Consider the following 9,182-nt stretch of genomic DNA (forward strand, 5'->3'; position numbering starts at 1 on the left):
GGATTACCAATAAATTAAAATACCAAAGGTCAGTAACCAAGCGGCAATGACACTTTGTAGAAAAGCATCTTGCAACAAAATTTTAGTGGGTGATCCACTTTTTGTAAAGACGAGGGTTTGTTGGAGATAGCGCATAATTCCCACCACGACAAAAACGGCTGTGACATATAAATTGGGGTGGCCAATGCGGTTCACCACTTCATCAGAAACTGTGTACATAATGTAAGTCACCAGCGTTACTGAAGACGTTAACATCATAGACAAGTCAATGAACTCTAAATTATAGCCTTCAATGGACTTGCGGGTGTTATTTCCTTTGCGAAAAATGAGGTATTCATCCCGACGTTTGGCTAATCCGAGTAACAGTGACAGAAGAAAGGTTAACATGATTAACCAATGGGAGATAAAAACCTGACCGACGACTCCTCCTAAAGCGATGCGGAGTAAAAACCCAAAGGCAATAATACAGATATCGAGAATGGCGATATGTTTGAGACGAATGCTATAGAGTAAATTCATCACAAAATAGGCCAAGATGATCGCCAACGCATGAAAGGAGAGAAAGATGCTGATCAGAAATGCGATCGCAAATAAACCGATAATGAGAAGATTCGCTTCAGATTTCGTCACGGCCCCGGAGGCCAAAGGCCGTTTGCGTTTTTCGGGATGGAGTTTGTCTTGGGGAATATCCAGATAGTCATTGATCACATAAATGCAACTGGCCATCAGCGAAAATGCGAAAAACCCTAACACCAAGGATGCAATGGTCTCCCAATTAAACAAACGGCCCGCAAAAAACGCAGGAACAAAAATAAACCCATTTTTGATCCAGTGATGGACCCGGATCAGTTTTAGTAAATGCCTCCCCAGTGAACCTTTTTGGCGTTTTTCCACCCGTCTTATCCTCAATCCTCTACCCATAGAAAGAAAAATGAGACCTTTGAGATACTCAAACGTCCCGCTAACGTTAGGATAGAGGAAAGTGGTTCACAACGTAACAATCAAGTTTCAAGAGGCTAACGAACTATGTCCATGGCATTGACCAAAGATAACGTAGAACAGGTATTAGACGAATTACGTCCCTACCTAATGGCCGATGGGGGGAACGTCGAATTAACCGACATTGACGGGCCAATTGTTAAATTACGCTTACAAGGGGCCTGTGGGTCTTGTCCGAGTTCTACCATGACCTTAAAAATGGGGATTGAACGTCGTTTGCGGGAGTACATTCCCGAAATTGCTGAAGTTGAGCAAGTGATGTAATCTGACCAGAGGTTAACCCTAGATTATTTTGGGTTGACCCGAGTTGATGTCAGTCAGAAACGGGGAAAGGTCAAGAAGAATAGGGCAGATAGCGGGAAATGATACAAGGAGAATGGGGATCATTCTTTTTTCCCTGGACTCCACAAGCGAACTCCTATACTGAATACTGATCACCAGATTTTCTGCTTCTATTATGCCTTATCCCCTTTATGTCGCCTTTGTCTGGCATCAACACCAACCCTTATATAAATCCTCTGCGAGTGGGGAGTATCGTTTACCTTGGGTTCGGTTACACGGAACGAAAGACTATCTCGACTTGATTTTAGTCTTAGACCGTTATCCCAAGCTACATCAAACGGTGAATCTAGTCCCGTCTCTTATTTTGCAACTAGAGGATTATATTGCCGGAAAAGCGGTTGATCCCTATCTCTCCTTGGCGTTGAGTGATGAGAGGACCTTAGATTTAGGCCAAAAGCATTTTATTCTCGATCACTTTTTTGACGGGTATCACCGAACCTTAATTGATCCTCATCCCCGTTATGCCCAACTCTATCAGCAACGACAAGAGGAGGGACCCGCTTGGTGTTTAGAACATTGGACAGATCAGGAGTTTGGGGATTTATTGGCCTGGCATAATTTAGCCTGGATAGACCCAATTTTCTGGGATGATCCCGAAATTGCGGCCTGGTTGAAACAGGGGAAAGGGTTTACCTTGCGCGATCGCACCCAAATTTACCACAAACAACAACAAATCCTCAGCCGCATCCTCCCCAAACACCGACAAATGCAAGAGTTGGGCCAACTCGAAGTCACCACCACCCCCTACACTCACCCCATCCTCCCCCTCTTAGCAGACACCGACTCCGGACAAGTGGCCGTCTCCGACATGACGCTTCCCCAACAGCGTTTTCAATGGCCCGAAGATATCCCCCGACACCTCCAAAAAGCCCAAGAATTATATCAAAATCGCTTTGGCCGGCCCCCCAAAGGACTATGGCCCTCAGAACAGTCCGTCAGTCCCGCTATTTTGCCTTATATTGCCCAAGAGGGGTTTCAATGGCTATGTTCCGACGAAGCCGTGTTAGGGTGGACCCTAGACCATTATTTCCATCGCAATGATCAGGGGAATTTATATCAACCGGACCGTCTCTACCAACCCTACCGCTTAGAAACCCCCCACGGAGACTTATCCATTGTCTTTCGAGATCACCGACTGTCCGATTTAATTGGGTTTGGGTATAGTTCCATGACTCCCCAAAAGGCCGCAAAAGACCTCATGGGACATTTAGAAGCCATTTCTGACAGTTTAGACCCTAATCGCCCCTGGTTAGTGACTATCGCCCTAGATGGGGAAAATTGCTGGGAGTTTTATCAACAGGACGGCCTCCCCTTCCTCAATGCCTTCTATCAACGATTAAGCGATCATACAGGGATTGAAGCCGTAACGGTTAGCGAATATTTAGACCAATTCCCCCCCACCGAAACCTTGTCTAGTGATCAACTTCATAGTGGGTCTTGGGTGGATGGCAGTTTTACCACTTGGATTGGGGATCCCGTGAAAAATCGCGCTTGGGACCTCCTCTACGAGGCCCGGGAAACTCTCGCTAACCACCCCGAAGCGACCGAAGACAGCAACCCCCAAGCCTGGGAAGCATTATACGCTGCCGAGGGGTCTGATTGGTTCTGGTGGTTTGGGGAAGGCCATTCCTCAAACCAAGATCAGATGTTTGACCAATTGTTTCGAGAACATCTTTGTGCTATTTATGAGGCATTGAACGAACCCGTTCCCCCGCAGTTGGAGGACAACGTGGACTCTCACGAACAAAATGGCGATCGCACTCCTAGGAGTTTTATTCATCCTATCGTGGACGGATTGGGTGATGAACAAGACTGGGACAAAGCAGGACGAATTGAAATTGGCGGTGCAAGAGGAACAATGCACCGTGCTAGTTTAGTACAACGGGTCTTTTATGGCTTAGACCACCTGAACTTTTATCTCCGCTTGGATTTCTCATCGGGAATGAACCCCCAAACGGACTTACCCCCCGAATTACATCTATTGTGGTTTTATCCAGGGGTGACGATGTATAACAGTCCTATCCCTCTGGAGAATTTACCCAATGTGTCTCCCTTAAATTACCTCTTTCACCATCATCTGGGGATTCATCTTCGCAATGGGGAGACTTGGTTTGCAGAAGCAGGCGATCGCTACCAGTGGCATTCCCAAGAAACCCATGCCACAATGGCCTTGGATGAATGTTTAGAAATCGCCGTCCCTTGGTCCGACTTAAACATTCATCCCGATTATCCGTTACGAATTGTTGCGATTTTGGCAGATAATGGCCGCTATCACAGCTATTTCCCAGAAGATCAACTCATTGGGTTACAGGCCCCTTAAAAACGACGTTTCGTACAGGAATCTGGTTGTTTTCTAGAATCTTCTCTCGGAAAAAACCGGATTTCCTCAAAAAGGGGTGACAACTCAAAGATCGAATCTTGAATCATGAGGGGTTGTTCATTGATGGAAAGTTTAGCATATCAATACTATACCGCCGCTTACGAAGCCGAAAACCAGATCGAATATAATATCCCCCCTGTCTGGAAGATCAAACCGGAATTGTGGCAAAAAGCTTTGAGACTGTCTCGTTGGGGACTGGCCATTACTTTTCTCCTCATCCTCAATCATACCCCCACCTTGGCCCTCATGAAACGGGGCCAAGAAAGTCCCGCCATCAAACAACTCCAGCAGGAATTACAAGCGAAAGGCTATTTTAACGGGCCGACGACGGGATATTATGGCCCCCTCACCGAAGGGGCCGTCAAACGCTTTCAACAAGCAAATAACCTACAACCCGACGGTATTTTTGGCCCCAACACCGAAAGCGTCTTACGAGAAGTTTCCCCCACCTCCACTCCCCCTTCTCTCCCCTCCAAACTGCTAAAAAAAGGACAAGAAAGCCAAGCTGTCAAGGAATTGCAACAAACCTTAAAAAATCAAGGCTATTTTAACGGGCCAACCACCGGATATTATGGGCCACTCACTGAACGGGCCGTCAAACAATTTCAACAAGCGAATAACCTACAACCTGATGGCATTTTTGGCCCCAACACCCGCAAAGCATTAAACGGGGAAACCGTTGATGCAACAATAACAACTCCCTTCACCGACTCTAACACAGAGATAAAACCCTTTTCAGAAAAGGAGACGGGAGAATTTAATCCTGAACCGTTTACCGACTCCTCTTTTACAGATAGTGACTCCTCGTTTAATGAAGACTCATTTACAGATACTAATTCCACCTTTAATGAGTCCACCCCCTCCTCCCAACCCATGACCTTACAAAAAACCATTGGAGGGAACATTTCACCCAAATCTATTGTACATTCCGGCCAAGGGTTATTTTTTGCCCAAAATATGATGTACACCCACACCATCACCGTCTATGACCGCAATTATAACTTAATCAAAACCATCCCCGACAGCATCAATTTAAGTAACTATGTAGATAATAGCCAAAACGCCAACCAATACAAAGGTATTTATCGTGGTTCTCCCGTCGAAGCTGCCTTTTCACATAACGGGAATTATGCTTGGGTGTCCAACTATAAAATGTACGGTTCAGGGTTTGATAACCCAGGGGGAGACACCTGTAAACCGGAACAGAAAACCGACGAGAGTTTCCTCTACAAAATAGACACTAATAATTATACCATTGAACAGGCCATAAAAGTTGGTTCTGTCCCCAAATATGTCGCCACCACCCCCGATAACCGTCTGGTTTTAGTAAGTAACTGGTGTAGTTATGATTTAAGCATCATTGACACCAGAACAGAACAAGAAATTAAACGCATTAACCTCGGTCGTTATCCGCGAGGAATTGTCGTAGATACTCCCTCTCAAACCGCGTATATCGCAGTCATGGGGTCTTCTCATGTTGCCAAAGTCAACTTACAAAACTTTTCCGTTAGTTGGATTAAAAACGTCGGCAAAAATCCTAGACACCTAAACTTATCCCCCGATAATCGTTATTTGTACGTCAGTTTAAACGGAGAAGACAAAGTAGCAAAACTGGACTTACAAACCGAACAAGTTGTGAAAAAAATATCTACTGGAGATGCTCCCCGCACCATGGTATTATCGGAGAATGGACAATATTTATACGTGGTCAATTATTTCTCCAACACCTTGAGTAAAGTAAACACCAAAACCATGGAGATATTAGACACCGTAGATGTCGCAGAAAAACCCATTGGTGTCACCTATGATCCCGTCACTAACCAAGTTTGGGTGTCTGCGTATTCCGGTCAAATTATGGTATTTTCAGGATAATGAAACGTCGTCAACTTTTATCTGTTTTTCCCTTGTTGTTGCTGTCTCGTTTCCCCTCACAACTTGCAGCAACGATTCCCCCCTTAACTTTGCAACTGGACTGGAAATTTAATGCACAATTTGCGGGGGTATTATTGGCCGACTATCGGGGGTATTATCGGGATGCGGGGTTACAGGTAAAAGTCAATCCGTGGGAGTCAGGACTTGATCTCTTTGCAATGGTAACGCGAGACCAGTTTACCATAGCTTGTTGTGAACAGGATCAGCTATTAAATGCCCAGGCCGAGGGGTATCCTGTAACTGCGATCGCAGCAATGTTACAAACCTCTCCCTTGGGGTTAATGTCGCGGCCTGACACCCCCTTAAATAGTTTACAAAACTTACAGGGAAAAACCATCGGAGTCCATAACAACGGCAAAAAAATCCTACATTTAATCACCGATCTTCAAGGGTTAGGGGAAGACAGTATAAAAGTGAAAGTGATTGAAATTCCCTATAAAAATAAAATTAAACGTTTATTATCCGGTGAACTGGATGCCATTCAATGTTACACTATAGATGAACCCATTGGTCTAGAAGTAGAACAAAAAATCGCCCCCAATGTATTAAAATTTAGTAATTTCGGTTATCAAGAATACGCCCAAGTTATTTTTGCCCATAATCATCTCATTCAGCAATATCCCCAAGCGTTAAACCGATTTTTGAGGGCAACATTTCAAGGATGGGAGAACGCATTTATTGACATTTATAAAACGGCTCAAATTCTTATCAATTATTATATTAATCCAGACCGTAGTTATTATAATTTAGCCTATCAAACCCAATCTTTACAGGGATTAAGAGAATATGTTATCCCCTTAAATAAACAGGATAACTTAGGAGAAATTGACCCAAAACGATGGGAACTAATGTCTAAGCGTTTAGCTGACTATCAATTAGTCTCTAAATTTATTCCCGTTGAGAAATCAATTAGTAATGTCGGGTGGGTTAAATTATCAACATAAAGGTTAAAAAATAATTAATTCTTTCGTAGTCAGCCCTTTAGGGCTTATTTCCCCTCTAATATTATAACCGCTAGTTTAATTTTTCGTTAATTTCTTAACCCGTTTTTAACGGGTTTTAGCTATTAGCCTTGGGTTTCAACCCAAGGTTTATTTTGACGATTAATACTTAATTATCCATTATCCATTTTATAATTAAAACCAAACCACTACCACAAGAAAATCATGGCAGACGTAATAGATTACAAAATTTATGGGAATGACCTGCAACTGGTGGAAATTACCCTGGACCCCGAAGAAGGAGTCCAAGCAGAAGCAGGGACAATGACCTATATGGAACAAGATATCGAAATGCAAACCGGAATGGCCAAAGGGGGACTCTTTGGAGGGTTTAAGCGGATGCTAACTGGGGAGAGTTTCTTTATTACTACTTTTGCCAATAAAGGGAAACAACAGTCTAGCGTGGGGTTTGCTGCGACTTCCCCTGGGCAAATTATCCCCCTCGACTTGGCCAAGTTGGGAGGGACATTTCTTTGTCAAAAAGATGCGTTTCTTTGTGCGGCCAGTGGCATTGAGATTGAGGTTGCTTTTACGAAGCGGTTAGGGGCTGGCTTTTTTGGGGGTGAAGGCTTTATCCTGCAACGCTTACAGGGAAATGGTATGGCTTTTGTGCAAGCAGGAGGGGCCATTATTGAAAAACAACTGGAGGATGGAGAGATATTGCGGGTGGATACCGGGTGTTTGGTGGCCTTTTCTCCCACGGTGGATTACAATATCGAGTTACTCAAAGGGTTTAAAAATCTCTTGTTTGCCGGAGAGGGGTTATTTATTGCCAATATGAAAGGCCCGGGGACTGTTTATTTACAGAGTTTACCCTTTTCTCGTCTGGCCGATCGCATTATTTCTCCCCTACAATCTCAAATTAATGAACTAGAGAAAGATTAATCTCGTTAAATCATAAATTCGAGAAATTTCACGGTTTCATTTAAGTTAAGTCTTGAGTTCCTTGTCGCGTTTTGCGAGTTCCCGTGGCCGTTTCTTGGGCAGCTTGATTGAGATCGTTCATAATGTTAAAGACTTGCTCGGTTGTGAGAGCTTGCTGTTGGGCTGTTTTTGTAATGTGCTGTAAATTGGTGGTAATTTCCTTAATGGCCGTGGCTACACCTTAATTGTCTCAACTTCTTGAATCGAAGATTGCACAGGTTCATTTAATAAGCTACGTTTTACTATTCTCTGGGTATTTCCTCGCACGATGCCTGCATAATTGACAATCGTTGCATCATTGGTCATGGTGTTGATTGATGAATAGACAAAAATCAAATTAAGTGTTACAAAAATAAATAATACTAAGAGAAATCCCTTTAATTGTTGTATGATTTTCATTACATTAAAAAATATTTGATGATTTAATCACGATATAGCATTTACAGATATAGCATTTACAGAAGAGAATGTGTTAGAAAATACTAATGGATTTCACATTCCTGTTGGGTAATCTGGTGACGATAGTGAAACATATCCCGTAAGCGACTATTCACCCACCAGTCGAGGAAAGATTCTGCTATTTCTCCCCCTGGTAACTCATAACGGATGGTGTCTGTGAGACGGGTTTTCCCATCTTCAGGTTCAAAGTTATGATGATGTTGCCAAGAAACCATAGGCCCTTCAATTTGTTCATCAACAAAGTAGTGATAGGCTTGACATTGGGTATGTTTGGCAACCCATTTCACGGGGATAATTCCTAACCAAAGACGAAATTCACTAATGGCCCCCACATCTAACCCCCCTTCCCGACGAATGATTTCTACGGGTTGCCAAGGTGGGGTTAATTTCTCTAAAATGTCTGGTCTTTCATGGAATTGCCACACGGCTTTTAAGGGGGCGTTAATGAGGCTTTGGTGTTGGAATTGGAGCATTTTTTGTAATTGGTAATTAGTAATTGGTAATTAGTAATTAGTAATTGGTCATTAGCGAACCAATAACAAATAACCATTTAACAGCCTAATTCTTCCCCAGGGGGAGGGATGATAAAGCGGGCAGGTTCTACGGTTTGGGGGTCTAGGCTTTCTTTTCTAATTTGATTGAGTAAATAATTGGCTCTACTATCTCCCTGATCTGCTTTTGCGGTTAAATAAAGTTGGATTTCGTGGATTAATTCGTCAGAAATATTCATTTTCAATTAACAATAAGCAATTAACAATTTAAAGAACCCACAAAAAAATTACCGATTAACCCACCTCCAAAGAGGATGACTTTTGCCTTGGGAGAGAATTTGTTGAGCTTGACGTTGGAGACGGAGTTGTTCTTGGGGGGAGATACCCCAGATAATATTACGACTTTGCCAGATTAAAACGGCGGTGGTGAGGCCGATGCAAAAGGCCAGACAGAAGGCCGCAATGGGATTAAAGGCTAAACTATAGCGGAGGGCGGCCCAGGTGAAATAGTCTAACATTAGCTCAATGTCCTCTCGTAGAGACCAGAGGGCAAAAGGGGCAAAGAGTAGCCAACAGAGGAAGACAAAGAACCAACGGGTGTACACGGTCAGTTGGTGGAGTCGTGCCACGGGTTGGTGGGGGGGGGGGGGGGGG

General features: G+C 43.6%; 9 protein-coding genes. 5 read left to right on the forward strand and 4 right to left on the reverse strand.

Going from position 1 to position 9,182, the window contains the following annotated elements:
* Positions 1 to 3: 3 nt before the first annotated feature.
* Positions 4 to 894 (reverse strand): UbiA prenyltransferase family protein, encoded by an 891-nt coding sequence (locus tag PN462_RS11670; RefSeq protein ID WP_272128402.1) that lies wholly within the window; start codon positions 892 to 894, stop codon positions 4 to 6.
* Between the two features lie 132 nt (positions 895 to 1,026).
* Here PN462_RS11670 and PN462_RS11675 point away from each other — a divergent pair, with 132 nt between their 5' ends.
* The 5 genes from PN462_RS11675 (at position 1,027) to PN462_RS11695 (ending at position 7,539) form a co-directional block, all read left to right on the forward strand.
* Complete coding sequence (locus tag PN462_RS11675; RefSeq protein ID WP_272128403.1) at positions 1,027 to 1,263, forward strand: NifU family protein; 237 nt, start codon at positions 1,027 to 1,029, stop codon at positions 1,261 to 1,263.
* A gap of 193 nt (positions 1,264 to 1,456) precedes the next feature.
* On the forward strand, positions 1,457 to 3,661 hold the full coding sequence (locus PN462_RS11680) for a glycoside hydrolase (RefSeq protein ID WP_272128404.1): 2,205 nt from the start codon (positions 1,457 to 1,459) through the stop codon (positions 3,659 to 3,661).
* Between the two features lie 123 nt (positions 3,662 to 3,784).
* The gene (locus tag PN462_RS11685; RefSeq protein ID WP_272128405.1) at positions 3,785 to 5,593 is read left to right on the forward strand and encodes a peptidoglycan-binding protein; all 1,809 of its coding nucleotides are present in this window, start codon (positions 3,785 to 3,787) and stop codon (positions 5,591 to 5,593) included.
* On the forward strand, positions 5,593 to 6,597 hold the full coding sequence (locus PN462_RS11690) for an ABC transporter substrate-binding protein (protein WP_272128407.1): 1,005 nt from the start codon (positions 5,593 to 5,595) through the stop codon (positions 6,595 to 6,597). The genes PN462_RS11685 and PN462_RS11690 overlap by 1 nt, the downstream gene beginning before the upstream one ends.
* Positions 6,598 to 6,819: 222 nt before the next feature.
* Positions 6,820 to 7,539: a TIGR00266 family protein gene (locus tag PN462_RS11695; protein WP_272128408.1), complete on the forward strand. Its 720-nt coding sequence runs from the start codon at positions 6,820 to 6,822 to the stop codon at positions 7,537 to 7,539.
* Positions 7,540 to 8,060: 521 nt separating this feature from the next.
* Here PN462_RS11695 and PN462_RS11700 read toward each other — a convergent pair.
* The 3 genes from PN462_RS11700 to PN462_RS11710 form a co-directional block, all read right to left on the reverse strand.
* On the reverse strand, positions 8,061 to 8,510 hold the full coding sequence (locus PN462_RS11700; protein WP_272128410.1) for an SRPBCC family protein: 450 nt from the start codon (positions 8,508 to 8,510) through the stop codon (positions 8,061 to 8,063).
* Positions 8,511 to 8,587: 77 nt separating this feature from the next.
* Positions 8,588 to 8,767, reverse strand: coding sequence for a hypothetical protein (locus PN462_RS11705; protein ID WP_272128411.1), 180 nt, complete (start codon positions 8,765 to 8,767; stop codon positions 8,588 to 8,590).
* Positions 8,768 to 8,815: 48 nt separating this feature from the next.
* Positions 8,816 to 9,157 carry a hypothetical protein gene (locus PN462_RS11710; protein ID WP_443029149.1) on the reverse strand — a complete coding sequence of 114 codons (342 nt, stop codon included), beginning with the start codon at positions 9,155 to 9,157 and terminating at the stop codon, positions 8,816 to 8,818.
* Between the last annotated feature and the right edge of the window lie 25 nt (positions 9,158 to 9,182).

The organism is Spirulina sp. CS-785/01 (genome assembly GCF_028330525.1).
Taxonomy (GTDB): domain Bacteria; phylum Cyanobacteriota; class Cyanobacteriia; order Cyanobacteriales; family Spirulinaceae; genus JAQMSD01.